Source organism: Candidatus Manganitrophus morganii (assembly GCA_021651055.1).
Classification (GTDB): Bacteria; Nitrospirota; Nitrospiria; order SBBL01; family Manganitrophaceae; genus Manganitrophus; species Manganitrophus morganii.
The window spans coordinates 1,223,532-1,249,235 of the sequence record JAJHOH010000001.1 but is presented as its reverse complement, the minus strand read 5'-3'; the positions used below and the strand labels follow the sequence as shown (position 1 = coordinate 1,249,235).

Here is a 25,704-nt window from a genome sequence, read left to right as displayed (position 1 = left end):
TACTTCATTGGGTAAAGAAAGATGTAATTATTCCATCCAGGAATTTTAAATAAAAACGTGCTCAGATCTCCCGGAAAGGGGTGCTTTGTGCAACACTTCGATCGCATATTGTCCGTGGTTTTGACCGCAGGGTTTCTACTCGCCGGCTGCGGCGGGGGGGGCGGAAGTTCCGACGCGTCTCCGACATCCCCGGAAACGACCACCCTGCGAGGCGTCATTTTGGAGACGGCGGGGACCGATCAGACCAAGGTGGCGGAGAGCGCCACGATTACCGCGGAGGTGGTGACCGCGGAAAAGCCCGGACTGGCGAAGACCGACATCCTGACGGCCCAAACAAACTCGGATGGAAGTTTTGAAATTCCGGAGGTTCCCGTTGGGGCGACCGTCACGCTGACGATGAGCAAGGAAGGTTATACCTCCACGACGAAAGAGATCGCCATTTCAGGCCTGACGTATGCCGGCGCTTCTCTCCAGCGGAAGGACGAAACGTCTGTGATCCTTACCGCCTCCGGAGGGACTTTGACGACGGACGGCTCGGAGTTAGTGGTCCCGGCCGGCGCTTTAAATGAAGATGTCCCGAATGTCACCCTTACTTCTTATCATACCGCCCAAAATCTTCCGGTTCCGCTCCCCGACGGCGCCACCCCGCTGGCCGGGGCGGATCTGAGCGCGTCGACCGAAGTGGTCTTTAACGCCGGGTTCGGCGCCGCTCTGATGACCCAGCCCCCTTCAAATCTCACCGCCGACGATCTTCAAGACGCCGATATCCGGCTTTTTGAATTCACCGCACTCGGCTGGCAGGAGCGTCCGGGGAAGGGGATTTTGCTGACCGCGGGACCGTATGCCGGTTCTCTTGGGCCGGATCCGGATGATCCCGCGACCCTCTCCGGCCTTTTTCCCGCCGTTTATGCCCGGATGGGGATCCTTCCGGGATCGGTGAGCGGAACGGTCCGTAATACGGCCGGTACCCCTCTTCCCGGCGTCTACGTTTTCGGAGGGGGGGACCTGGCGATCACCGACAGTAACGGAAACTATCAACTGCAAAGGGTATCGGTCCTGAAAGACGCGGGAGAGAACATCCCCCTGATCGCCGCGACCTCCGGCTTTTTGGCGGGCGCTCAGGTGGCGACGCTTGCGCCGGGAGAGTCGGCCGCGGTTGATTTCACCCTGACCAGCCTGATCCAAATTCCTACCATCGGATCGAACTCGGAAAGTTTTTCCATCGGGACGATCCGCCTTACCGTGACGGCGCCACTGTCGAATCCGGAACCGCTTGACGCTGATATCGTCCGAGGGGGGGTCTTATTGGGAGAGTTCTCGCTCGACCCGGGCGAGTCGGTTTTTATTATCTATATCACGGACGGAAGTTTTTCGACGGTGTATGCGCTGGATATCCTCGTCTTATCAGGAGCGGTCGATTTTGACGTACAGGGCCAGGCCAGCACGTTGAATGCCGGCCAGGACCAGCTTTTTATCCTGTAACGTTCAGGCGTTTCTCCCACCCCACCTTTATGCCCGTTCCTTGGAATTCCGTTTTGGCAGGATAACTTGATCCCCCTCCTTCAAGCCTTCGGTGATTGTGATGACACTCTCATTCCGAAGGCCGAGGACGATGGGGCGGAGCTGATCCTCGCCGGAGGGGAGGCGCAGGGTGACCGCACTCTTCCCGTCGTTCTGGTTCAGCGCGATCAGGGGAAGGTAGAGGACATCTTTGGCGACATCGGTAATGATGTCGATATTGGCAGTCATCGACGGTCTTAAGCGTTGGTCGGAGTTGTCCAATTCGATCGTGACCTCGTAGGTGACGATGTTGTTGTTTTTCTCCCCCTTCGGAGAGATTTTGACGACGCGTCCCTGGTAGATCTGGTTCGGGATGGCGTCGAGGCGGATTTCGGCCGGCTGGCCGGCCTCCACCTGGCCGATATTCACTTCGTTGATCTTGGTTTTCACCCACATCTTCGAGAGATCGGCGATCTTCATCAGCGTCGTCCCCCCCGAAAAACCGGAGGTCCCGGAAGAGACGATCTCGCCGACCGAAACGCTCAGCTCCAGGACCGTCCCGGAGAGGGGAGCGTAGATGGTGAAGTCGTCCGGTTCATCGCTCGTCAAGTCCCGTTGAAGATATTTCTCATAGAGCGCTTTGTTCCCACTGAGGGTGAGGAGAAGCTGGCGTTTGGAGAGGTCGTACCTGATCTGCGCGTTGTCACGCAACTTCTGGGCGCTCTCCAGCTCCTTTCGGGCGACGAACCCCTTCTCGAAGAGCTCCTTCATCCGGTTGTATTCCCGCTCGGCCTCTTCGAGGTTGAGCCGTTCCTGCTCGATCGTCGCCCGCGCCTCGGCGACCCGCCGCGCCTGAGTTGATTCCTGCTGGATCCTCGCCAGCGGCTGCCCCGCCTCGACGGTATCTCCGGAACGGACGAAGAGTTTTTTCACCTCGCCGGCCTGCTCCGATTTGATCTCGACGATGTTGGTCGGCTCCAACGACCCGGTCTCGGTCGCCTTGGCGACGACATCTCCCCGCTTGACGACGACGATCTCCTCGTCGGCCGCCGCGTGCCGTCCCTTGCCGCGGAAGGTCGCAATCCCGGCGATCAATACAAAGATGACCAGGGTGAGGACGATCGTTTTTTTTCTCACCGCTTCTCTCCCGCGGCCGGGACCGTCTCGATGTTAAAGCGCTCCAATAAGAGGCCGGTGACCCGGTCGAGATTGATCAATGATTTATTATAATCGGTGATCGCCCGGATCTCCCTCCCCCGCGCGTCGGCGAGCTCCGTTTGGAATTCCAGAAGGTCGTGGCTGCTGATCAAGCCTAGCGCTGCCCGTTCGTTTCCGGCCGAGAGCTGCCGCTCGGCGAGGATCCGGGCGCGCCGGTTTGATTCGATCCGGCGGTAGTCGGTCTCCACCCGCCGAAGGCCCTCTTTGGTTTCGAGGGTGATCTGCTGGATCGTCCGTTCTCGATTGAGGGTCGCCCGGTTCCATTCGGATCTTTCCCTCTGAACATTGGCCCGCGCCGAGCGGTTGCCGAGGGGGAAGCTCAAGACGACCCCCGCCTCCCAGCGGTAGAAGTCGCCCGATTCGATCTGGTCGAGTTCGGTCGAGTAACTTCCGCCGATTCCGTTGAGGCCGACACTTCCGACGAGATCGAGGGAGGGATAGAGCTGATTTTCTGCGATCCGGATGGAGAGCGCCCGATTCTTCAGCACCATCTCACTCTGTTCGATCTCCGGCCGTTCTCTCAGCGCGGTGGTCAGGAGGGATGCCTCGTCGAGCTCGATGCGGGTGTCGATCGGCGCCTCCGTCGGAAGAAGAGGGGGCGGGGCGCTGAACGATTGCTCCGGAAGGTTGAGGAGCCGGCGCAGTTGGTCTTCCGTATCCTCGATCCCTTTTTCGGCGACCACCACCCCTTCAACCCGTGAGGCGACCCCCGCCTCGGCGACCAAAATTTCGATCGGCGCCAAAAGTCCCAGCTCAACCTTGTTTCGGTTGAGCTCCAAGAGCTGCTCTGCGGCCCTTAGCGATTGTTGCTGCACTTTGAGGTTCTCCCGTTGGAAAATCAGATCCCAGTAGACGTCGCTGATTTCCAAGATGATCGCCATCAACTGTGATCGAAAAACCGACTGTGAGATCTGCAGTTGGGTTTGAGCGATCCGAAGGAGGCCTTGGGTGACCTCCCTCCCGAATCCGCGCAGCAGCGGCTGTGTGAAAGTCAGGACAGGCTCGCCGCGAAACGTGGGGTTGATCTCCTGGAGGGTTGCGCTGGAGCGGCTTTGTGAAAAGGTGACGTCGTAATCGCCTCCCCAGCCAAAGCGCTGATTCAGTCCGAGGCTCAGCCGCTGGGATTCCTGATCCACCTGGCCGGTCTCGACAAAACCGGCTTCGATGACGGAGGTGCTCTCCTGAACCGATTTGCCGACGCGGGCATCGAGGTGAAGGGTTGGATCGAATTGGCCTTGTTCGAAGAGAATGTCCGATTCCTGGAGACGGATGTTTTCCCGCTCTACCTTAAGATCGACGTTGTTTCCGAGCGCGATGCGGATGGCCTCCGTCAGTGAGAGTGACTGCGGGGTCCTTTCCGCCGCTTTGAGAGAGGATGTCTGAAAAAAGGGGAAAAGAAGCAGGGTAAAAGAGAGCATGACCACGATCCTGGAAGGGAAGTTCGGCATAAGTGGATCTTAAGATAACAAATGCAGGATGAAAATTCAACGGAGAGAGGGGAGATAAATTGCGGATTGCGGAATGGGAAACAGAAAATGAAAGGGAAAGGCCCCATCTCCTGTCCCACCTCCGAAATCCGCATTCCGCAATCCGAAATCGTAGTGTTATCGCCGGAGGGCTCTTTCGGAGAACTGGTCGTCTTGCAGACCGACGTTGATCTTCACGTCGCTCACCTCGACGAAAGTCTTTCTGGAAGATTCCGCGTTGACGACCTGAGAGCCCTTCCATACATATGATTTATCCACCTGTTGCCAGTCGATCCATTGCGTCTTCAGCAGGGTTCCATCGTCGGAAAAGTAATCGACCTTTCGAAGGGTTCCCTCGTTTTTGGAGAGGTGGAGAATCTTCTTTCCATAGAGATGGTGATCCTTGAGCTTGCTCTCAACCACGTAACAGGGCTCGCCGCGGACCTCGCTCTCCGGAAGAAGTTGATGCTCATCCCATTCGACAGGACGCTGGTGCATGTCTTCAAAAAGAAGATCGGAATCAGGCTCGTTATCGTGCTTGTGCCGTCCCGGTTGAAGACGCCTGACCTGACGCAACTCCGGGAGATAAAGCCAGAGGTCGGCTTGATTTTCTTGCGCCCGTTCCCAGAGAAGGAACTTAATCCCCTTGTCGTTCACAGGCGATTCAGTAACGAGGAGCGTCTTGCTGTGGAGATTCTCCTGGCCGGCATAATTCTTCCAGTAGAGCCGAAAGATTGTTTTCTTCTCGGTTCCGTCGGTATCGACGATCCGGAAGGTCACCTGCGAGGTCTGATCCTTGATCCCATACATCCGCTTGTGAGCCGCCTTGAGGATCGCTTCGGCGGTGGGTCCTTGTTTGGGGGGAGCCTCCTGGGCGATTGCGAGGGGGGCGGGGAGGAGCAAGAGAAAAACAAAGAGAAAGAATCTACCGATTACAGGTTGCATCGTCATAAAGCGACTTCCTTTCTCTGCCGGAAGATGGGGAGAGGGCCCTTGATCCGGCAGCCGAAGAGGAAGCGTATCAAAAACCCTGTCATCCGTCAAATTGCCTTCCATGATTCTCCTAGGTAATGGGGGCGTGTCGGCGCTTGCCCCTGTTTTCCTCGGTCGGTCCCGAGCGATCGGTGAGATCGCCCTTCCTAAGTTCTATCGAAGAAAGTTGACACGGAGGGCTTTTTGTCATTATGATCAAAAAATCCTTTTTGATTAAAACGGGAGCCGCTCCGTGGCCGATACGTCGGACAAACGAAAATCAAATCAGATCGCTTTTATCCTCTCCGGGATTCACCCGGGGCTGGGGCAGTTTTACAATGAGGATTGGGGGAAAGGAATCGCCTTTTTTGTTTCCTTTTTCTTCTTGAACGGTTTGCTTCTCCCCGAAAGTTATCTTGATATTTTGCGGATGAAGGTGCCGATGAGCTGGAATCTCTTCTTGCGACTGCTCTTGCTCGGCGCCTTCTGGGCAGTCTCCATTTATGATGCGGATCGATCCGCAAAGAGAAGGAACGCCGCCCTTTCCGCCCCGTCCCGGACTTAGTTTCCCTTACCCCTGAGCACTGGCGATCTCCGAGGCTTTTTCCCCTCCCACTCCGTTCAGAGGCAATTTCCCGTCGACAGGTGGCAAGTTGAGAATTCATCTGGTAAACTGAGGCGATGATGGGGAAGTTCTTATCGGGATGACTCCGGATTCTCCCCGTTGAGACGGTTATTTGACCCAGCTTCTTGGACAAATGCAATACAACGTTTCTGAAATACAACTTGCCAGCGGAATGAAGAGAAGATTATAATTAGTCACAAGAATCGGTGTGCCAAAGGAGTCGCCCCGGTGGATCGATTACAAATGCTCCAGGGAAAACAGGTCGAAGTCGTTTATCAAGGGATCGTTTACAAGGGGACGTTGGTCGGCGCGAGCGAGAGTGAAGTCTATCTTCAAACGCTGAACGACTGGGTCACCCTACCGATGGAAGATGTCACCGACGTTCGAGAGGCGAGCGGAAATGGAGCATGAAAGCGAAGGACCAAAGATCCCTGAAGTAAAAGAGGTTTTCCACACCGGCCCGATCGGAAACGGGATGGCTCCTCCGATGCAGGAGGAGTCTTGGATCGCGGCGGGGGAAGAGGAGAAGACCCGGTTTGCTCTTCCTGCCATCCTCTTTCTCATCACCATTTTTACCACCCTTTTGGCGGGAAGCTACCAGGAGGGGGGAGAGCCCTTTCGCCGTCCCGCCGACCTGGTCAAGGGGATTCCCTTCTCATTCACGTTGATGTCGATCCTTTTTGTTCACGAGATGGGTCATTACGTGACGTCAAAGTATTACGGGGTTAAAACGACCCTCCCCTATTTTATTCCGGGTCCCTGGGCGCCCTTCGGCATCGGAACGTTCGGCGCGTTTATCCGGATGAGATCCCCCATTCTCCGAAAGAACGCCCTCCTCGACATCGGTGCCGCCGGGCCGATCGCCGGATTTGTAGTCTCCATCTTTGCCGTGGGGATCGGCCTTTATTCATCGAGGATTGTGGAGATTCAAGAAGGAAACGCCTTGCTTCGCCTGGGCGATCCGCTGATGTTCACCTTCTTGGCCCATTTCCTCGGGAAGGTTCCTCCGGCCGGTTATGATGTGGCGCTCAGTTCCGTCGCATTTGCCGGATGGTTCGGCTTGTTTGTGACCTCCATGAACCTCCTTCCGATCGGTCAACTCGACGGGGGGCATATCGCTTACGCCCTGCTCGGACGCAAGCAGCGATTCCTCTCGATCGGGATGGTTGTGACCCTGATTATCTTGGGAGTGATCGGATGGCCCGGCTGGTATATCTGGGCGATCTTGATTTCATTCCTGGGCCTTCATCACCCACCGACGATCGACGAAGATGTGCCGCTCGATCTGAAGCATCAATTGATCGGGTGGGGATCGATCGTCCTCTTTATTGTGACCTTCATGCCGGTTCCGTTCAAAGTCTAGCAGGCTACTGAAACAGTCCACCTGCTTCGTTCTCAGTCGCTCAGAAATCCTCACGTACAACAAAGTACGCTGCGGTTTCCTCGCTCCCTGCGGCCTCGCATCTGGAACTTTTTGAGCAGCCTGAAGATATTTCAAACTTATTAAACGATTGGGTTGTATCAGGTTTTTTGTCGAAGTACCGGGGTTATCCTGAAAGGGCATCGAGATCGGAGAATTCCGGATCGAGGAGGGTTTTTTCTTCAATTCCCAGGAAAATGTCTACCAGATTCGGATCAAATTGGCTCCCCTTGAACCGCCGGATTTCGTCCCGCGCTTCGGCCAGCGTGACCGCTTGTTGATAGGGGCGGGGAGTCGTCATGGCGTCAATCGTATCGGCGATGGCAATGATCCGAGAGAAGAGCGGAATCTCTTCTCTGGAGAGGCCCTTCGGATATCCGCTTCCGTCCCACCATTCGTGATGGTGGAGAATCGAGGAGAGAATTTCCCGGGAAAGGCCGATTGTCTCCAGGATTTTGACGGCATTGCCGGGATGCGACTTCATTAATTCGAATTCGTCCTCGGAGAGCTTGCTCCCCTTTTTTAGAATGTCGTCGCTGCTGCCGATTTTTCCGATATCGTGCAGGATCGCGGCAATGATCAAGTCTTGCATCCGGCCCTTTGAGAGTTGCAGCGCTTTCCCGATGACCGCCGCGTATTGCGCCACCCCGGAGGAATGGCCTTTGCTGAATTGGTCTTTGATCTCGATGGCGGCGACAAGGGCTTGCAGCGTTCGAAGATAGCTGTTCCGGATGTCGCGGTAGAGGCGCGCATTTTCGATTGCCACCGCTACCTGTCCGCAAAAGATCGAGATCAGCCCCAGATCGCTCTCCCCCAACGGCTGGCCGCGGTTGAATTTAGAAAGATTCAGAACGCCGATCACCTTCTTTCGAATCATGATCGGAACCGCCAGTCCGGACGCGACCTTTTCATCGTCGAGGAGACCCTTCAGATCCGGGTTTTCTTCGATCCCTCCTTGCACCAAAATCGGCTGCTTCTTCTCCACGGCCAATCCGGCGATTCCTTCTCCCACATGTTTTTTTAGCTTGTTTTCATCCAAATTCTCGAAGCCGGTGGTGGCTTTCACGACGAGTTCGCCGGTTTTTTCGTTCAGAAGCATGATGCTGGCGCGATCCACTTTGAGTTCCGTTTTCACCAAATCGACGATCAGGCGCATCAGATGGGTGAGATCGGTCTGCATCATCAGCTGTTGGTTGACCTGAAAGAGCGGCATGAGCGATTTCATCCGGACGTTTTCCTGACGCAACCGGTACTTGTCGAGGGCGTTGTGGATGGCGGAGAGGAGCTCCTGGCGCGTGAACGGTTTGAGGATAAATCCCATGGCGCCCATTTTGAGCGATTCGATGGCGGTGGTAATCGTTCCGTGGCCGGTGATCACGACCATGATGATTTCGGGCCGGACCGATCGGGCCATCTTCATCAACTCCAGGCCGCTCATCCCCGGCATTCGAATATCGGTGAGAAGGATTTCATAAGGGCCTTGCTCCAAAAGCTTCATCGCCTGCATCCCTTGAGAGGCGGTTTCAACATCGAATCCTTCAGAGGAGAGAAAACGCTGGCCCAGTTCCAGGATGGTCCTCTCGTCGTCGACCACCAAGATCCGCTCTTTAGACATTTCGGCTCCCTTGATGCGAGAGTGCAGGGAGCTTGATCATGAAATTGCTCCCCTTCCCGAGCTCGCTTTCGACTTCCAGCCTTCCGCCGTGTTTCTCGATAATGTTGTAGCTGATGGAGAGGCCGAGTCCGGTACCCATTTGGCGGCCTTTGGTGGTAAAGAACGGATCGAAAATGTTTTGAATATTATCCGGATGGATTCCCATACCGGAATCTTTGAATTGGATCATGACCATCTCTTCGGACGGACTCTCATGGAGGGAAGTCCTGTTCAGCATGAGCGGTTTCTCCGGGAGGGTCGATGTCTCGATCGTGAGCATGCCCCCTTTGGGCATCGCATCAAACGCATTCTTAATTAGGTTGATGAAGACCTGCTTGAGCTGATCGGCGTCGGCCTGGACGGGGGGGAGATCCTTTGCAAACTTCTCGACGATATTGATGTTGGAAGTTTTTGCTTGATACTGAATCAGGGTGAGCGTATTTCGGATGAGGCCGTTGATGTCGATCGGCTCTTTTTTGGAACCGTGAGAGCGGGAGAAATCGAGCAGATTACGGACAATCTGCCGGGATCGCAACGCTTCGCTCTCGATGACTTTCAGATCTTTCGTCCGAGGATCTTCAGGGGGCATTTCGGAGAGGAGGAGACTGGTAAAGCCGAGAATGCCGGTGAGCGGATTGTTGATCTCATGGGCGACGCTGACCGCCAGTTCTCCGACGGAAGCAAGCTTGGCCGACTGCATCAGCTGTTCGCTCTGGTTCTTTTTCAGCTCTTCCATCTGTTCCTGGACCCGTTTATAAAGCCGCGCGTTTTCGATGGAGGTGCCGGCCTGAGAAAAGATGATCTCCAGCATCGAGAACTCATCTTCCGTATAAATATCTTCCGACCGTTTGTCGTCGAGAAAGAAAAGACCGATGAGGCGTCCCTTAATATAGATGGGGCCGACCAGCGTGACGCCCAGTTTCTCCATCTCCCGGATCAGCACGGTCAAATCACGATCGCTGGGATCTTCTTCAGACTGTTTTGCGATCTCATTATACACCAGAAGTTCTTTCTGAATACCTTGAATATTGAAATATTCGATCAGAGGATTATTGGAAGAAAGGGCAAGGGTGGCTTCGTCAAAACCTTCTTGAGCGCCGATAATGACAAAAGGGGATTCCTCTTCCACCAAGAGAATCGCCATCTTCTTCGCCGTCAGCTTGGTCATCAATGTGTAGGTGAGATCTTTACAAAGCTTTTCGAGGTTGATCGTGTTCCGCATCATGGTGGAAAGCCGGGAGAGGAGGAGTTTTTGGTCGTACTCGCCTTTGAAAAAAATCCGATCGGTCGCCCGCTGAAAGAAGCGCTTCAACGGTTCGAAACCGATGGCCACCAAAAGGGCGGAGAGGAACATCCGGAAGGTCGGCTCGGATTTATCCCCCAAGGTATTCTGGGAAAAAAGAATCATAAAGACATAAACGGAAAAGGTGATAATCAAGAGCATGGAATAAACGAGGGTGCGTTTGAGGATGATCTTTATGTCCAACAGGCGGTAGCGAACGATGGCATAGGCGATAAAACTGCTCATAATGATGGTGAGGATCTGGCCGAGCCAGTTGAGGGAGAAAATGCCGAGGGTCGGGAGGATCAAGTTGGTGATCATTCCGAGATTGGCCGAGATGAATGTGCCGAAGAAGACGTAGCGAATCTGCATCCGGCTGATTCCGGAGGAATTGAAATATTGCTTGCTCAGAATAATGAAGGACCAGCAGAAATAGGCAATGATAAAGATGAAATAAATCGGATAAGCGGGCCCGAAAACAATTTGCTTTTCGCCGGAGGCGGTGTGGAGCACGGCCTGGATGACCATCTCCGGCAGCAGGGTGAGCGCCAGAATCCCCAATGCGGGTGCAAGGGGGAGCAGATAGGCAAGTCGAGAAGAGCGCTCTTGAGAAAGAAAGGTGAAATTGAAGAACAAGAAGGAGGTCACGATGGAAATCGGGCTGACATATAAAATCTTAGACCAGAGAAGCGATTCAACTGGATCGACGGCGGAACGGAAGGGAATCACCGAGAAACACCAGGAGGCGACACTCAGCGCCACCAGACTGTACAGCGCGTTCAGGGTGTTCTTACGGCCCCGGGACCAAACGACAAAACCCAGCGCCAGATTGGTGATTCCCGCCAAAAGGCTAAGACTATTTTGGATGTCCATCTTGTTCCCGCTCTACTTGGGAAAGAGCTCGGCCATCGGCTGGTGGAATGTCTTGATATACTCTAACTTTTCTTGAGAGACCAATTCATTGAAGCTTCTGAGGGGAGCAATTTTAAATTTCATCTCTTCACTCCATCGGGTCATTTGATGGACGAGCTGGTCATCGAATTGTCCGACGGCGAAATGTCCTTTCCAATTGCGCGCGGCTAAAATCATCACCTCGCCGCAGCAGGTAAAAACATCGTCGGACTGTGGAAAACCGAATGAGAAATGGGTATCCACGCCGGGAGCCTGAGCGACCACATCCAGGATGAGAACGTCGGGCCTTGTCCAGACGAGGTCCTTGGAGGTGTTCCGGGGCTGCGTGTCGTCGAGTACGACGGCGCCGGGCTTCAAGTGCTCCGGCTTGATGAGAACCTCGACCGAATTCGTGACGACAATGACGATGTCCGCCTGGCGAAGACTATGAAGGGTGGTGGCCACTTCGATGGTGACCGATTTTATTTCTTGCTGCAGAAGATCCAACGCGACTCGCTTGGCCGGGCGATCGACGAGGAGTAATTTCCCTATTTTCCTCTTCTCGGAAAGGATCCGCGTACAGGGGACGCCCATGTAGCCGGCCGCGCCGACGATCGCCAAGGTTTTTTGTTCCAAGTCCATGTTTAAGACGTGGGCGATTTCATCCAGCATCTGGAGGATGACCGAAGTGGTATAGGCATGTCCTGTGGTGACGCCGATATTGGTTTTGTCGGTCAGGTATTCGCCCCCCATGCTCATGGAGGTGGAAAGCGCGCCAAGGCCGATGACTTCGCAGCCGAGCTTCTCGGCCAACCGGGCCGTTTGAAGGATCCTTTTTTTAGCAAGGCGCTGATTGTAGTGCATCTGCTCAGGGGTCAGCGGACAGATGACGATATATCCGGTCTTATCCTCCCCGTCCGCCGACTTCAGGCCGGTAATGCGGGAGCCGATGATCGGCCACAACATCCGTGTGGCGCGTTCGACCCAGTGGGGCGGAAAATAAGACGAAAAGGGATACTTTCTCGAAATATCGGTGAGATCTCTTGGATGAATGAGGAAGGCATAATCCCCCTTGCGGATCACGAGGCGAGCGATGATCCCAGGGAACCACAAAATAAAGAGGTCTCGAATGGCGGCCAGAAAGAGCGCCAATGAATTGACGGTGAGTTTAAAAAAAGAGGGATTCTTCCTGGATTCTTTATCGCTCATCTGACTCCTGCTGAAAAGTTCGAATGTGTTGAACAAAACTGAACAGCGCTGTCGATGGCTAAAAAGCAATTTTTATACCAACAGTGTATTGTAAGATAGATTAACTATGCCATTCAAAATCAATGACTTATAAAAATTTTAAGAATGCCCGGAAAAAAGTAAGACCGAAAAGAGGACGAAATTACCCATCAGTTGACAAAAAATGTCACTCTGTCCTGGTATTCAGAGTGCTGCAGCAAGGGCTTTCCCCGCTTATCCATGGACTGAAATTAAAACGAGATAGATCAAAAAGAGGGCCAGGGGAGCGGGTTCCCCATTTTCGCCTGCCGGTCAGCAGGGGGTCTTCATCGGACCTTTTGCAGCACGTCGATCATCTCTCTATGAATTTTTCCATTGGTGGCGAGCAATTCCGAATCGTAAATTGAATAGGGTTTCCCGGAGAAATCGCTCAATTTCCCGCCGGCTTCGGTCAGAATCAAACTTCCGGCAGCGGTATCCCATGGCTGGAGCTTAAGTTCCCAGAAGCCGTCGAGCCGGCCGGAGGCGACATAACAAAGATCGAGCGCCGCCGAACCGGTTCTGCGGACCCCCTGGGCCTTCATGCTGAAATTGATAAAATGATTGAAGTTGTTGATCGGGTCGGTTCGAACATCGTAGGCAAAACCGGTGACAAGAAGACTCTTACTCAGGCGGGTAGCCGAGGAGACGGAGATCGGTTTCTCATTGAGGAAGGCCCCTTTCCCCCTTTCGGCGAAGAAGAGTTCGTTCCGAAGGGGATCGAGCACCATGCCGAGCTGCACCTTCCCCCGCATCTCCACCGCGATCGAAACGCAGAAAAAAGGAAACCGATGAGAGTAGTTGGTCGTTCCATCCAACGGATCGATAATCCACCGGAAGGGAGAAGGTTCGGTTCGATCGTGGCCCTCCTCCGCCAGAACCTGGTGGTCGGGGAACTGTTTGTTGACCATTGCCACAATCGCCTCTTCAGAGCGATGATCGATGTTGGTCACCAGATTGAGGTCCCCCTTATAGGAGACCGTGACCTCTCCTTCCAGTCCTTTCTTGAGGATCCGTCCCGCCTTTTTCGCGGCGCGAAGGGCGACTTCGCGAATGCGTTTCATTTCCGTCATGGCTGCAATATATCATGTTTTATATTGAAAGTTAAAAAAATGTGATCAGTTGCCGATCCGAACCAAAGCGGATATAATCATTCACATCCATGAAAGATCGATTTGTTTTCCTTCCATTTCCTCCGTTTTCGTCTTGCCGGCCGCGCCGTTTGCACACAGAAAAGCATCTCCGGGCTGTCCCGCGATGAGAAGAGAGGTGCGCCGAAAGATTTTGGCGCTGGCCCTGCCTGTGGTCGCCAGCAGCCTCTTGGAGCGGGCGGTCACGACCACCGATATTTTCTTGGTCGGCGGGCTCGGAGCCTCTGCGATTGCAGCCGTCGGCCTCTCACAGTTGATCATCGTTTTCATGATGAGCTTGATTGCCGGGCTATCGGTCGGAACCACGGTGGTCGTGGCTCAACTGGTCGGCGCGCAAAGAGGACAGCGGGCTTCGGAAGCGGCATTCAGCGCGTTATGGGTCGGCTTTGCGCTCAGTTTTTTGATCGGCGGGGTCGGGCTTTTTTTCCGCCGGGAAGCGGCCGCCCTCCTCGGAGCGGAGCCGGCGCTCATCAAATTGATCGATGCATACCTCTTTTATATTTTTCTCTTTTTGCCGGTCAGCGTCGGAGTCGATCTTCTTTCAGCGATCATGCATGGAAGAGGGGATACGCGAACTCCGATGGTCGCCATTATCGGGGTGAATCTTCTCCATCTCGGCATCGCTTACGCGTTGATCTACGGCCATTTCGGATTCCCGGCGATGGGCGTTCGGGGGGCTGCGATTGCGGTCGGCATTTCCGAAATCTTCGGCGCCGTCTTCCTTTTGATCAGGGCCTTTCAGAAAGGTTTTCTCCACCGAACCCCGCTTCGCCTCGATTTGATCCGGCAGGTCGTTCGTGTCGGTCTCCCCTTTTGCGCCGACCGGCTTGTCCAGCAGGTGGCCCAAATGTCGTACGCACGGGCCGTGCTGGTCTATGGGACGGTCACCTATGCCGCGCATCAGGTCGGGCTTGCGATCGAGGCCTTCTCCTTCATGGCCGGAAGCGGGTTTGCGATTGCCGCCGTCACCTCCGTGGGGCAGAGCATCGGCGCCTCGCAATACAAGCGGGCGAAGGCTGAGAATTGGGAGGCGAATCGACTCGCCGTCTTGGTGATGGCCTCCATGGGAATTGTTTTTTTCTTCTTTCCCTATTTATTACTTCGGCTGTTTACGGAAGATACGGAGGTCGTTCGTCTAGGGACCCTCTTCCTGAAGATCGTCGCGCTGATTCAGATTCCGCTGGCGATCACGATGGTCCTCTCCGGATCCCTCAAGGGGGCGGGGGACACCCGCTTTCTCCTGACGGTCACCTTCGTCGGCGCCTGGCTGATCCGGGTTCCCCTCGCCTTTTATTTTTCTTTCGTCCAGCCTCTCGGGATCACTTACGTCTGGGGGGTGATGGTGGTCGATTGGTTTGTCCGCATGACGTTGACCCTCCTTCGATATCGCTCCGAAAAGTGGCAGAGCATCCGTGTCATCGAGCAGGAAAGATCGTAATCATCCGTTTGCCAAAATGGGATCTCGGCAGTATTCTTACAGTAAAGAGGTGCCGGGATGCCGTTTTCAAAAAAGCTTATCTTTTTATTGATTCTTTCTGCGCTCTTCGGCTGCGGCCGGAAGGAGGCGGATGACAGTGTCGGTGTCGCGGTGGTCCCGACGTTCTTTAAACTTCCGGCCGGGGGAGAGGTGCAACTTTCGGCCGATGTGTTCGGGACCCTTGACAAAGGGGTGACCTGGCAGATCAACGGACCTGGAAGTATCAATCCCGCGACCGGCCTCTATCGATCGGATCCTAATTTCGATTCGAATAGACCGACCGCCACGATCCAGGCGGTCAGCCAGGATGATCCGAGTGCGATCGGTTTTGCGGCGATCACGATGACCTCTTCCTCGAAGTCGTCGAGCGATCCGGCGGTTCCGGTCGGATCCCGCAGCTTGGTCATGGGGGGATACACAGTCCGCGCGGGGCAGACGATTGACCTCAATGGGGATAGCCTGCTCGACATGGTTTCGGTGAGTCGTTCAGGAAATCTCGCGGTGGTCTTCCTGGGGGTCGGCAACGGCCTCTTTCGAAAACAGGCCGAGATTTCATTGGGCGACCCATCCGGCGTCACCGTCGGCGATTTTGTCAATTCGGAGGCCTTTATTGCCGATCTTGCGATCGGAAGCCGAGACGAGCGGGCGGTCAAGATCATCTCCGGAGAGGCGGGGAGCCCTCACGTCGCTTTCCCGGTGACCGTCACGACCCACTTACTCCCCGGCGGGGTAACCCCCTCGGCCCTGGCCGCCGGGCAGTTCCATGGCGATGTCGCAAGCCGAAATTCGGATCTGATCGTCGGAACCGAAGAAGGGTCGATCATCCTTTTTCTACAGGACCGGTCCACGAATCAATTTAGTCCGCAGCCTTCCATTGCCGTCGGCGGAAAAGTGACTCAGATGGTCACGGCCGATTTTAATGGGGATGAGCTTCTCGATCTGGCCGTCCTCCGTGAAGGGGCCGGCGATGTCCTCGTCTTCCCGGGCGACGGTGCCGGCGCCTTTTCCGAACCGGTCTCCGTCTCATTCTCATCGCCGCCGACGTCGCTTGCGGTGGGGGACTTGAACGGAGACAGCCTTATTGATTTGGCGGCGGCGCATCAGGCCTCCAGCCAAGTTTCGACCTCGAATGGGACAGGGGATGGGACGTTTTTGCCGGCCGTTTATCTCCCCGTTGACTTTCCGCCCGGAGCGATCGTCGTGGAAGATTTCAACCTCGACAGGATTAATGAAACCCCCACCCGACCGGGAAATCCGATGTTGGACATCGCCGTGACCCTTCCCTCTTTACGTGAAATTCTGGTTCTCTTCGGAGACGGCACCGGGAAGTTTATCGGAAAGTTTAATCACAGCACCGGCACCACGACCCCTCTGACTCTGATCTCCGGATTCTTTCTCACCGGGGGTTTCCAGAGCCCGCAAGGTTTTCAAAGCGTCAGCCTGGTCTATCTCAGCGAAACGGAAGACAAGTTTCACCTCCTCAACAACATCAGCTTCTAGTCTAGGGCGTAAACCGCTCCCCCCTAAAAACTTACAGACATCGCCCTGTCGCTTGGAGCCGTGCCGCCCGCGGCATTTTTAATGCCCCATCCGGGGGATTGCCACGCGTGCCGATGGGGATCAAAATGGAGAGGGTAGGCGAGGGCTTTGGTTTTGGAGGCAGCGCGATGAAAGCGAATATCAGAAAGGGGATTCAACGAAGGTGGGTGAAGGGGGTTCTGCCGTTTTTTGTCGTGATGATTTTGGGGATAATTTTTTTGCGCCCCCTCTCAGCCGCGGCCGAGGAAGGGTCGCCGGACAGCTCCAACAGGGTCGTCACCCTCCGGGCCGATCAAACGGTGAACGGTGATTATTTTGCTTTTGGGGATGTGGTCGAGATTTTGGGGACGGTTCATGGCGACGTCTACGCGGCGGGGGGAAAGGTCCGAGTCGCAGGGAAGATCTCCGGCGATCTGCTGGCCGCCGGCGGGGAGATCGATATCGAGGGGAAGGTCGATCAAGACGCCCGGATCGCAGGGGGCGAGATCACCCTCTCGGGCAACATCGGAAGAAACCTCACGATCGCAGGCGGCCGGATCATTCTGGCCGATCCCTCGGCGGTTCAAGGGAACGTCATCTCCGCCGGCGATCTCGTGATCTCCAATCAGATTCACGGAAATGTAAAGGCGATGGCGGGGAATCTCCAAATTACCTCGACGGCAGCGGTCGGCGGGGATATCTCCTACCGGAGTCCTCAGCCGGCGCGGATCGCGGAGGGGGCGGAGATCGGCGGGACGGTGATGCGGCGGACGCCGCATGAGATGTTCGACTTTTCTCCCGGCCGGATGATAGGGGTGATGGCCGGTCTGATTTTTTTCTTCAAAATGATCAGCTTCGTATCGACCCTCCTCCTCGGATTGCTGTTGATCTTTCTCTTTCCCGGGTTCAGCCGCGCGGTGGTCTCCACGCTGAGGGAGAAACCGTTGGCGTCGCTCGGCTGGGGACTGGTCTGGCTGATCGTTACCCCGGTCGTCCTCATCGCCCTCCTGGCGACGGTGGTCGGAATCCCGCTTGCCCTGATCCTCTTTCCCCTCTACTTTATCAGCCTCTACCTGGCGCGGATCGGGATCATTCTCTGGGCCGGCACCGCCATTCTGGAGCGGATGGGGAAGCAAGGACATCCGGGATGGGGATTACTCATCGGTCTCTTCCTTTATATGCTGCTGACGCTGATCCCGGGACCGGGCGGTCTCATCAGTCTTCTTGCGATTCTCTTCGGGTTGGGCGCGGCGCTTTTAACCTTGAGGGCGCAATACGCCGCCGCATGAACGGTAAGGGCGGTTCTCAGACCGCCCACCCTTCATCGAATTCTTTTCGTCATCCGTCCAATATCACCCAATCATTTGTATATTGACATGGGATAAACCCTGAGGATATGATTCCGATTCCAGTAAGCGTCGGGCCGCGTCCATCTCTTCAGAATAAGGAGAACTGAACATGTTTAAAGAGTTCAAAGAATTCGCCATGCGCGGGAATGTCCTCGACATGGCGGTCGGGGTGATCATCGGGGCGGCCTTTGGGAAAATCGTGAATTCGTTCGTGGCCGATATCATGATGCCGCCTCTCGGCCTGCTTCTCGGGCAGGTCGATTTCTCGAATCTCTTCATTAATCTCTCCGGGAAGCCGCTGGCTTCCCTGGCGGAAGCAAAAACGGCCGGCGCGCCGACGATCAACTATGGTGTTTTTATCAATCAGGTAATCGATTTTGTCATCGTCGCCTTCGCGATCTTTTTCCTGATTCGACAGATCAATGCAATGAAGCGACGGTCTGAAGCGCCTCCGGCCGTGCCGACGACCAAAAGCTGCCTCTACTGCCTGTCGGATATTCCGCTCAAGGCAACCCGGTGTCCCCACTGCACATCGGAGCTGAAGGCTGCGGCCTAGGGTTTGCTCTTTTATTCGGGAAAACAACACTTCCGCTTCCCGTCCCTCACTCAATAGGAGAATACTTATGAAATATCCGATCCGTCTTGTCGTCACGTTTTGTCTTGCGATTGCGATTGCCGTTCCGTTGTATGCTCAAGAAACGCCCCCCTGGATGGGAAACCTGGAGCTTTCTTATGTTGAGACCTCCGGGAACACGAACGCGGAAACGATGGTGGTGGCCGGCAAGGTAGAGCGCACCTTTGCCGCTTCGAAGCTATCGGGGGAGGTGAAGGCGCTTTATGGAAAAAGTGAGGAGATCACCTCCGATAAGAACTGGATCGGCATCCTCAAATATGATCGGAACATTACCGAAAGTACATACGGCTTTCTTTCGCAGACGGTCGAGCGGAACACGCCGAAGGGGATCGAGGCCCGTTATATCACGCTCGTCGGTTTGGGTCATTATTTCGTGAAGACCGCCTTGGACACCTTGCGGGCGGAGGCCGGTCTTGGTTATACCCGAGAGAACCCGGTCTCTCCCTTGGAGGATGAAGGTTTTCCGACAGCCCGCCTCTTCGGCGGCTATATCCATGCCTTCACGGAGAAGACCCGATTCGAGCAGACGGCGGAGTACACGCCGAGCTTACAGGAGGCGAAAGATTACCTGATCAACGAGGAGTCGGCCTTCATCACGAACCTGATGGGAAACCTCGCCTTCAAGATTTCCTACGCCGTCGTCTACGACAACCAGCCTCCCGTCGGGTTCGGGAAATATGATCGTCTTTTTAAGACGGCGCTGCTCTATACGTTTTGAGATGAATGATTGCGCATCCTTGACGGACTGTGATAATTTCATGAAATAAAGTAATGATCCGTTCAGTCACATGAACGTCAAAGTAGATCACCCAGCCTATGGCTCCTGTATCGAAATCATCAACGACTGAAGGCCTGCCGGTCGCCCCTGCATTAGAGGCGGCGCATGTTCCCCAGCGGGCGACGCGGGTGGACCGGCGCGTCGTCCAGGTGACCTTCGTCGCCGTGCTTATCGCGCTTGTTGCGGGGGTGATTGCGCAAGGTCTCGCCCATTTGATCGATCTAATCACCAACATCGCCTTTTATGGCCGTTTTGCTTTGACGCCTGTTTCACCTGCAGGTCATCAACTTGGAATCTTTGTGCTCTTTGTCCCTGTCGTGGGTGGAATCTTGGTCGGTTTTATGGCGCGCTATGGCTCCAAGAGCATCCGCGGACACGGCATTCCGGAAGCGATGGAGCAGGTTCTGATCAATCAAAGCCGTATTCCGGCGCGGATGGCATTTCTCAAGCCGATCTCCGCCGCGATTGCGATTGGAACAGGAGGGCCGTTTGGCGCGGAGGGGCCGATTATCGCGACGGGCGGCGCGCTCGGCTCCGTGGTGGGTCAGCTCTTGAAAACGACCGCCGACGAACGGAAGATTCTTTTATCGGCCGGGGCGGCGGCCGGCATGTCGGCGACATTCGGCAGCCCTGTGTCGGCTGTCTTGCTGGCGATTGAGCTGTTGTTATTTGAATTTCGGCCCCGCTCCTTCATCCCGGTGGCATTGGCCAGTGTGACAGCGGCGGCGGTTCGAATGGGATTTGTCGGCGCGGCCCCCGCCTTTGCCATGCCTGAATTAGCCCAGCCCGCCGGGGCGGCGATCGCCTCTTACATTTTCCTGGGCGCCGCCGTCGGGGTGGTCTCCGTCTATATCACGCGTGCGGTCTATGCGATTGAAGATGGGTTCGAGCATTTACCCATTCATTGGATGTGGTGGCCGGCGCTCGGCGCGGTTGCCGTCGGCGTCATCGGTTATGCCGTGCCTCGAACCCTGGGGATCGGGTATGAAAATATTGAGGAGATCCTTTCAGGAGAGATCACCGGCCAAGCGCTGGTGATCCTTTTTACTTTTAAATTCATTTCATGGGCGGTCTCGCTTGGAAGCGGGACCTCCGGGGGAACGCTGGCTCCCTTGTTCACCATTGGAGGAGGCCTGGGAGCCGCTCTCGGAAGCGCGACCTTGTTTCTCTTTCCCCATATCGGGCTGGATGTGCGCGTCGCCGCTCTTGTCGGAATGGCGGCGATCTTCGCGGGAGCCTCCCGGGCGCTGCTGGCTTCCGTGGTCTTTGCCTTCGAGACGACCATGCAACCGCTGGGTCTGCTTCCGCTGCTGGGTGGATGCACAGCGGCCTATTTGGTTTCGAGCCTGCTCATGAAGCATACGATTATGACGGAAAAAATTGCGCGCCGCGGAGTCCAGGTCCTCACCGAATATACGGTTGATTCCCTAGCGCAGATACTCGTTCGAGAGAGCGCTTCATACCCGGCCGTCTCGCTTAAAGCCGATATGACGGTCGAGCAGGTTCGCTCCTGGGTTGTTTTAGATCTTCCAGAGAGCCGTCATCAAGGGTTTCCCATATTAGACCCAGAGGGCCATCTTATCGGCGTCTTAACCCGGCGCGACTTGTTTGATCCCAACATTCCTGTGACGACACCACTCAAGGAACTTATTAAACGGCCGCCGGCTGTCGTCTTTGAAGAGCATACCCTTCGTGAAGCGGCCGACTTGATGGTCGAAGAGGATATCGGACGGCTTCCTGTAATCAAGCGATCCCATCCATCCAAAGTCGTTGCCATGCTGACACGGAGTGACCTGCTGTTAGCACACCGCAAACGCCTCGAAGAAGCGCACCAAATGCAACAGAGTATCCGTTGGGGTAAAGGTCCATCCGCTTCGGGATAATTCACAACCATCCTTCCACGAGAGATCTTGAGAGAAACGTCGGAAGCAAGGTTCCTTAGCCCCCTATTTTTTCTTTGCCGGCCTGAAGCGTATTGTAATAATCTCTGTTCTTAAAGAAGAATCGCTTGTTGCATTCGCGCTAACACTCCGAATGGGACTGTCACCGTCACGCCGCCTTCTTGGCGTTCGGGCCTATATTTGGTATGATCCTCCTATCGTTCTCCCAAGGTAGTCGTTATGATCCATTTGTCCCGATGGAACATCGGTCTTCAGACGAAGATTACCCTTTATGTGATCGGGATCGTCGTCTCGGTCCTTTTGATCGCAATCACCGCTTCCCGGCTGGTTATCGAGCGGCAAGCCCGCTTACTCCTCCGGGAAGAATACATCACCCTCGTCAGGCAGATCGGGGCCGGCATCGGAACGCTCGGAGAGCTTAGAGATCGGCCGGTTTTAGAAGAGGAGCTGGCGAAACTCCGGGAGATTGATCCGGAGATTCTTCTGATAGAGATTTTCGATCTGGCAACAGGCGCACCTCAGTTGATGGCCGGAAGCGGGACGGCAGTCAGTGGATTGAGTCCCCTGCCGGCTGAATCGGAAATCGAAATGATCCGGCGAGGGGATCCCGTGGCACATCTCGCGGAGCTGCGGGGACAGCTTTTTTGGGAAATCCAGGCGCCGGTCAGGATCGGAACGCAGGTTTCCGGCTTGGTCCTTGCCCAAATTTCCATGACGCGATTCGAAGCGCTGGTGGCGCGGGACCGCCTCCATGCCTTTCTGGTGACAGGGGCGGTCGCGGCGGTGATCTTGATTTTCCTGGTCTGGTATCTGCGCCAGAGGATCGGGCGGCCGATCGGGTCGCTGGTGGCCGAGATGGCCCGCGTGGAGGCGGGCGACCTGGAACGGCAGGTTTCAATCGAATCTCAAGACGAAATCGGCGCACTCGCGGCGCAATTTAACCGTATGCTTCTGCGGCTTCGGGAGGGAACCGAGGCGGTCCGGCAGCTAAATGAATCGCTGCAGGGGAGAATCGAGCGGGCCACCGCCGAAGTCAACCGGCGTTACGAAGAGCTGGTGCGGGTGAACCGGCGTCTCTCCGAAATGCAGCTCCGGCTGGCCGACAGCGAGCGGCTGGCCGCGGCGGGGCAGATGGCGGCGGCGCTGGCTCACAAGATCGGGACCCCGCTTCACTCGACCCTGGGGCACCTGCAACGCCTGAAGCGGGACACCTCGACGGAAAAACGGGAGGAGCGGCTGAAGATCATCGAGTCGCAGCTGGAGCGGATGGTTCAGAGCATCCAAGAGGTCCTCGAAAAGGTCCGCAAGCCGGCCCCTCGGATGGCGCCGGTGGAGATCAATCCCCTTTTACAGGGGCTGCTCGATTTGGTCATGCCGGGGCTGTCGTTCCGCGGCATCGAGATGCGGACCTCTTTTGAGGAGCGGCTGCCGGCGACGCTCGGGGACAATGGGGAGTTGCAGGAAGCGTTTCTCAATCTTCTCACCAATGCAATGGATGCCATGCCGAACGGCGGGCTCTTGCGCTTGGAGACCCGATCGAATGACGGAACGATCCGCGTCACGATCGCCGATACCGGCGTCGGAATCGCCGAAGCCGATCTGGAAAAGATTTTCGAGCCGTTCTTCTCGACGAAGGAACGGGGAAAGGGAACCGGTTTGGGGCTGAGCATCTGCCGGAACATTATCAGAGCGCACGGCGGGGAAATTGAAGCGGAGAGCCGCCGCGGCGCGGGGACGACATTGATCATTACACTGCCGGTGAGGGATCATGAGACGAAATGAATCCGCTTCCGCCCGAATGTTGGCCGTGGACGACGACGCCGTCGCCTGCCAGCTGCTGGTCGAGATTTTATCGGAAGAGGGATACACCGTCGAATCGGCCTCCGGGGGCCGGGAGGCGGTCGACCGTCTGGAGAAAGCATCTTACGACCTGATCATCACCGACCTGAAGATGCCCGGCCTGGACGGTCTGGAAGTCCTGCGCCGTTATAAAGAGCAGAGCCCGGAGACACTGGTGATTTTAGTGACCGCCTTCGGATCGATGGAATCGGCGATCGAGGCGATGAAGGCGGGCGCTTTCGACTATGTCAGCAAGCCGTTTCGGGAAGACGAGATCAAGATCGTCGTCCGGCGCGCCCTCAATCAACGCCGTCTGAAAAAAGAAAACGAGCAATACCGGCAGGAGTTCGTCCGGACCTACGGCCTCGATCAGATCGTCGGCCACAGCCGGCCGATGACCGAGGTCTACAAGACGGTTGCGATGATCACCGGCCAGAACAGCACCGTTCTTATCCAGGGGGAGAGCGGGACCGGAAAAGAGCTGATCGCGCGGGCGATCCATTACAACGGCCCCCGCGCGGGGAGGCCGTTCGTCGTGGTGAACTGCGCCGCCCTCCCGGAGCCGCTCCTCGAGAGCGAGATGTTCGGTCATGTGCGGGGGGCTTTTACCGGGGCGGTCGTGAGCAAAAAGGGGCTCTTCGAAGAGGCGGAGGGGGGAACCCTCTTTCTCGATGAGGTCGGAGAGATGAGCCTTTCACTTCAGGCCAAGCTGCTGCGGGCGCTTCAGGAGCGGGAGGTCCGGCGGGTCGGCGCCAACGATCCGATCCGGGTCGATGTCCGAATCGTCGCGGCGACCAACCAGCCGCTCGATGTGAGGGTGAAAGAAGGCCGGTTCCGGGAAGATCTTCTCTATCGCTTCCGCGTCGTCACGATTGCCCTTCCCCCTTTGAGGGAGCGGAAAGAGGATATCCCCTTGTTGGCCGACTATTTCTTGAAACAATATGCCGCCGAGACAAAAAAAACCGATCTCTCTTTTCATCCCCAGACAATTGAGGCGATGTGCCGGTACGACTGGCCGGGAAACGTCCGGGAGCTGCAACATGCAATCGAACAGGCGGTGGTCTTGACGACCGGCCGCATCATCCTTGCGGACGACCTTCCTCTGTCGATTCGGGATGTGGCGGTTACGGGAGAGGCGCTTCCTCCCTTTCCGCTCATGTCGCTCGATGAGTTGCAGCGGCGTTATCTGATCCGGGTTCTTCGTGAAATCTCGAACCGAACCGAAGCGGCGCGGATCTTGGGGGTCGACCGAAGGACCCTCTACCGAATGGCGCGACGGTACGGCATTCCTCTTGCGGACGAACGGGGCGAAGCGTCCCCCTCGTCCGAATAACAAGCAAAGACGCCCCACCCCCTGTGGCCGTTTGGCTTCTCCTCGCCCTGATCCTCTCTTTCCCCGTCTGTTCTTCTTTCATGCCGAAAGGTTATTTCTTCTTGAAAGAATAAGTAGATACGCGGCGGTTCTCAATTTTCCTTCGATCGGAATGCGGACGGCATCCCTTCTGCAATATGCTGCGGCGTGAGTCGTTTCAAAGGGCGGGCGTTCATTCTTAATGAAGGAGGCATGTTTCATGGCTGGATCGACAAAAACGGAATTTCAGGCGAGTGTCTATGCCGAGCAGGGTAAAAAAGAAATGTCACGCTCTTCTACCGAGCCGTCGGGCGGCTCTTCGATCATCGCACCCGGACTCGATCAATTTTATGAATTTCTTTACCGATACGGTCTCGCGCTCGTTCTTTTCTCATCGGTAGCCTTCAGCTTTTGGATGATTTGGGCGCTTGATTTCAGCGGCGGGATGTAGACGGGCAGCGGCATTCTCCGAATGATCCGGCACGCGGCCGGGCGGGTCACTGGGGCGTCCGTCTGGCGATTTGGGAGGACCGTTGCCTAGAGGAGCCATCGGGCCGACTGACGAGTTCGGTCCGATGGCTCTATGAAATGCCCTCCTTTGTCACGCGTTCATCCCACCCTTCTCAGGCAAGATCTGGTTCATCAGGCGATCGAATCTTTTCTCAATTAAATCCTTCCATGTTTTTTCTGACGAAGGGCACGTTCAGAACGGTCTTCCCCATTCCCTTCCGTCTTGATCTAATCGATTCTTCCCTCATTGACCTCGCTCTTTCTACCGGGTTAGAATAAAAAACTGTTTTCTCATCCGCCCGAAGTTTCCGCGGTCGTGGGACTTCGTCGCGCGATGCGTTAAAGACTTCCGGTTCACTTTCTGTTAAGATGAATGGGGTAAAAACCGTTGGGAGGAGGAGAGAGCCCCCAGGCGGTATTTGAGAGGGAGGATCATGATGACGCCCCGCCGTATCTTGGTGGCCACCGATTTTTCAGAGTGTTCAAAAGACGCGATCGACTCTGCCGCGCGTCTGGCAGCGTGCTTCTCGGCAGAGCTTTTTCTGCTTCATGTGTTTGAGCCGCCGTTTTATACGCTGGAAGGAAGGGAGGCCCGCATTCATCCGGAGGTCGACCGTTGGGTTCGGGAATTGAGGGAAAAGGAATCGAAAAAACTGGACGGAGAGGTGGAAGCGGTGAAACGCCAAGGGGTCAATGTCCGCCCCTATTTTAAGGAAGGGTCGCCGCTGGTCGAGATCCTGAAAGTCGCGGAAGAGATCGGGGCCGATCTCGTCGTCCTCGGAACCCATGGACGGACAGGGATGGACCGTTTCGTCATGGGGAGCGTGGCGGAGCGGGTGACGCGGAAGGCCCCCTGCTCCGTCCTGATCATCCGGGAGAAACATCCGGGCGGCGGCTAGCCT

The 25,704-nt window shown here is 55.8% G+C and carries 20 protein-coding genes and 1 pseudogene; 14 read left to right on the top strand and 7 right to left on the bottom strand.

All coding sequences use genetic code 11. From position 1 onward, the window contains the following. Window positions 1-87: 87 nt before the first annotated feature. Window positions 88-1,482, top strand: coding sequence for a carboxypeptidase-like regulatory domain-containing protein (locus MCM46_05570; GenBank protein MCG3111277.1), 1,395 nt, complete (start codon window positions 88-90; stop codon window positions 1,480-1,482). Between the two features lie 27 nt (window positions 1,483-1,509). Here MCM46_05570 and MCM46_05565 read toward each other — a convergent pair whose 3' ends face one another. From MCM46_05565 to MCM46_05555, 3 genes are all read right to left on the bottom strand, one after another. After that, window positions 1,510-2,637 (bottom strand): efflux RND transporter periplasmic adaptor subunit, encoded by a 1,128-nt coding sequence (locus MCM46_05565; protein ID MCG3111276.1) that lies wholly within the window; start codon window positions 2,635-2,637, stop codon window positions 1,510-1,512. After that, window positions 2,634-4,166 carry a TolC family protein gene (locus tag MCM46_05560; GenBank protein MCG3111275.1) on the bottom strand — a complete coding sequence of 511 codons (1,533 nt, stop codon included), beginning with the start codon at window positions 4,164-4,166 and terminating at the stop codon, window positions 2,634-2,636. Before MCM46_05560 ends, MCM46_05565 begins: the two co-directional genes overlap by 4 nt. 156 nt (window positions 4,167-4,322) lie before the next feature. Then, on the bottom strand, window positions 4,323-5,129 hold the full coding sequence (locus MCM46_05555) for an outer membrane lipoprotein-sorting protein (GenBank protein MCG3111274.1): 807 nt from the start codon (window positions 5,127-5,129) through the stop codon (window positions 4,323-4,325). A 280-nt stretch (window positions 5,130-5,409) separates the two neighbouring features. Between MCM46_05555 and MCM46_05550 the strand changes: the two genes are divergently transcribed. The 3 genes from MCM46_05550 to MCM46_05540 all read left to right on the top strand — a co-directional run bounded on the left by MCM46_05550 (window position 5,410) and on the right by MCM46_05540 (window position 7,144). Further along, window positions 5,410-5,721 carry a hypothetical protein gene (locus tag MCM46_05550; GenBank protein ID MCG3111273.1) on the top strand — a complete coding sequence of 104 codons (312 nt, stop codon included), beginning with the start codon at window positions 5,410-5,412 and terminating at the stop codon, window positions 5,719-5,721. 288 nt (window positions 5,722-6,009) lie between these two features. Then, the gene (locus tag MCM46_05545) at window positions 6,010-6,192 is read left to right on the top strand and encodes a hypothetical protein (protein MCG3111272.1); all 183 of its coding nucleotides are present in this window, start codon (window positions 6,010-6,012) and stop codon (window positions 6,190-6,192) included. Next, window positions 6,182-7,144: a site-2 protease family protein gene (locus MCM46_05540; protein ID MCG3111271.1), complete on the top strand. Its 963-nt coding sequence runs from the start codon at window positions 6,182-6,184 to the stop codon at window positions 7,142-7,144. Before MCM46_05545 ends, MCM46_05540 begins: the two co-directional genes overlap by 11 nt. A 184-nt stretch (window positions 7,145-7,328) precedes the next feature. Here the strand turns inward: MCM46_05540 and MCM46_05535 are convergent, their stop codons facing one another. The 4 genes from MCM46_05535 to MCM46_05520 all read right to left on the bottom strand — a co-directional run bounded on the left by MCM46_05535 (window position 7,329) and on the right by MCM46_05520 (window position 13,367). After that, entirely contained in the window at window positions 7,329-8,816 is a 1,488-nt protein-coding gene (locus MCM46_05535; GenBank protein ID MCG3111270.1) for a response regulator, read from the bottom strand. Next, window positions 8,809-11,010 carry an ATP-binding protein gene (locus MCM46_05530; GenBank protein MCG3111269.1) on the bottom strand — a complete coding sequence of 734 codons (2,202 nt, stop codon included), beginning with the start codon at window positions 11,008-11,010 and terminating at the stop codon, window positions 8,809-8,811. Before MCM46_05530 ends, MCM46_05535 begins: the two co-directional genes overlap by 8 nt. Window positions 11,011-11,022: 12 nt before the next feature. Continuing rightward, a complete protein-coding gene (locus MCM46_05525) occupies window positions 11,023-12,237 on the bottom strand; it encodes a hypothetical protein (GenBank protein ID MCG3111268.1) in 1,215 nt (404 codons plus the stop codon). A 344-nt stretch (window positions 12,238-12,581) separates the two neighbouring features. After that, entirely contained in the window at window positions 12,582-13,367 is a 786-nt protein-coding gene (locus MCM46_05520) for an inositol monophosphatase (protein MCG3111267.1), read from the bottom strand. Window positions 13,368-13,563: 196 nt separating this feature from the next. On the opposite strand from MCM46_05520, the gene MCM46_05515 reads away from it, so the two are divergent. The 10 genes and pseudogenes from MCM46_05515 (at window position 13,564) to MCM46_05470 (ending at window position 25,701) form a co-directional block, all read left to right on the top strand. Further along, window positions 13,564-14,883: an MATE family efflux transporter gene (locus tag MCM46_05515; protein ID MCG3111266.1), complete on the top strand. Its 1,320-nt coding sequence runs from the start codon at window positions 13,564-13,566 to the stop codon at window positions 14,881-14,883. 57 nt (window positions 14,884-14,940) lie between these two features. Beyond that, window positions 14,941-16,422, top strand: coding sequence for a VCBS repeat-containing protein (locus MCM46_05510; GenBank protein MCG3111265.1), 1,482 nt, complete (start codon window positions 14,941-14,943; stop codon window positions 16,420-16,422). 167 nt (window positions 16,423-16,589) lie between these two features. Beyond that, entirely contained in the window at window positions 16,590-17,729 is a 1,140-nt protein-coding gene (locus MCM46_05505) for a polymer-forming cytoskeletal protein (GenBank protein ID MCG3111264.1), read from the top strand. A 163-nt stretch (window positions 17,730-17,892) separates the two neighbouring features. Beyond that, a pseudogene (mscL, locus tag MCM46_05500) lies at window positions 17,893-18,252 on the top strand (large conductance mechanosensitive channel protein MscL). 160 nt (window positions 18,253-18,412) lie between these two features. Further along, window positions 18,413-19,141 carry a DUF481 domain-containing protein gene (locus MCM46_05495; GenBank protein MCG3111263.1) on the top strand — a complete coding sequence of 243 codons (729 nt, stop codon included), beginning with the start codon at window positions 18,413-18,415 and terminating at the stop codon, window positions 19,139-19,141. 98 nt (window positions 19,142-19,239) lie between these two features. After that, window positions 19,240-21,084: a chloride channel protein gene (locus MCM46_05490; GenBank protein MCG3111262.1), complete on the top strand. Its 1,845-nt coding sequence runs from the start codon at window positions 19,240-19,242 to the stop codon at window positions 21,082-21,084. Between the two features lie 237 nt (window positions 21,085-21,321). Beyond that, window positions 21,322-22,884, top strand: coding sequence for an ATP-binding protein (locus MCM46_05485; GenBank protein MCG3111261.1), 1,563 nt, complete (start codon window positions 21,322-21,324; stop codon window positions 22,882-22,884). Next, a complete protein-coding gene (locus MCM46_05480; protein MCG3111260.1) occupies window positions 22,871-24,274 on the top strand; it encodes a sigma-54 dependent transcriptional regulator in 1,404 nt (467 codons plus the stop codon). The genes MCM46_05485 and MCM46_05480 overlap by 14 nt, the downstream gene beginning before the upstream one ends. A 238-nt stretch (window positions 24,275-24,512) precedes the next feature. After that, complete coding sequence (locus tag MCM46_05475; protein MCG3111259.1) at window positions 24,513-24,743, top strand: hypothetical protein; 231 nt, start codon at window positions 24,513-24,515, stop codon at window positions 24,741-24,743. A gap of 493 nt (window positions 24,744-25,236) precedes the next feature. Then, on the top strand, window positions 25,237-25,701 hold the full coding sequence (locus MCM46_05470) for a universal stress protein (protein ID MCG3111258.1): 465 nt from the start codon (window positions 25,237-25,239) through the stop codon (window positions 25,699-25,701). The last annotated feature ends 3 nt before the right edge of the window (window positions 25,702-25,704 follow it).

Bases quoted from the DNA above. Each gene is read 5' to 3' on its own strand.
- MCM46_05490 (MCG3111262.1), top strand. From the start codon at position 19,240: ATGGCTCCTGTATCGAAATCATCAACGACTGAAGGCCTGCCGGTCGCC.
- MCM46_05530 (MCG3111269.1), bottom strand. From the start codon at position 11,010: ATGGACATCCAAAATAGTCTTAGCCTTTTGGCGGGAATCACCAATCTG.
- MCM46_05485 (MCG3111261.1), top strand. From the start codon at position 21,322: ATGATCCATTTGTCCCGATGGAACATCGGTCTTCAGACGAAGATTACC.
- MCM46_05495 (MCG3111263.1), top strand. From the start codon at position 18,413: ATGAAATATCCGATCCGTCTTGTCGTCACGTTTTGTCTTGCGATTGCG.
- MCM46_05540 (MCG3111271.1), top strand. From the start codon at position 6,182: ATGGAGCATGAAAGCGAAGGACCAAAGATCCCTGAAGTAAAAGAGGTT.
- MCM46_05535 (MCG3111270.1), bottom strand. From the start codon at position 8,816: ATGTCTAAAGAGCGGATCTTGGTGGTCGACGACGAGAGGACCATCCTG.
- MCM46_05520 (MCG3111267.1), bottom strand. From the start codon at position 13,367: ATGACGGAAATGAAACGCATTCGCGAAGTCGCCCTTCGCGCCGCGAAA.
- MCM46_05555 (MCG3111274.1), bottom strand. From the start codon at position 5,129: ATGCAACCTGTAATCGGTAGATTCTTTCTCTTTGTTTTTCTCTTGCTC.
- MCM46_05525 (MCG3111268.1), bottom strand. From the start codon at position 12,237: ATGAGCGATAAAGAATCCAGGAAGAATCCCTCTTTTTTTAAACTCACC.
- MCM46_05560 (MCG3111275.1), bottom strand. From the start codon at position 4,166: ATGCCGAACTTCCCTTCCAGGATCGTGGTCATGCTCTCTTTTACCCTG.
- MCM46_05510 (MCG3111265.1), top strand. From the start codon at position 14,941: ATGCCGTTTTCAAAAAAGCTTATCTTTTTATTGATTCTTTCTGCGCTC.
- MCM46_05505 (MCG3111264.1), top strand. From the start codon at position 16,590: ATGAAAGCGAATATCAGAAAGGGGATTCAACGAAGGTGGGTGAAGGGG.
- MCM46_05480 (MCG3111260.1), top strand. From the start codon at position 22,871: ATGAGACGAAATGAATCCGCTTCCGCCCGAATGTTGGCCGTGGACGAC.
- MCM46_05470 (MCG3111258.1), top strand. From the start codon at position 25,237: ATGATGACGCCCCGCCGTATCTTGGTGGCCACCGATTTTTCAGAGTGT.
- MCM46_05475 (MCG3111259.1), top strand. From the start codon at position 24,513: ATGGCTGGATCGACAAAAACGGAATTTCAGGCGAGTGTCTATGCCGAG.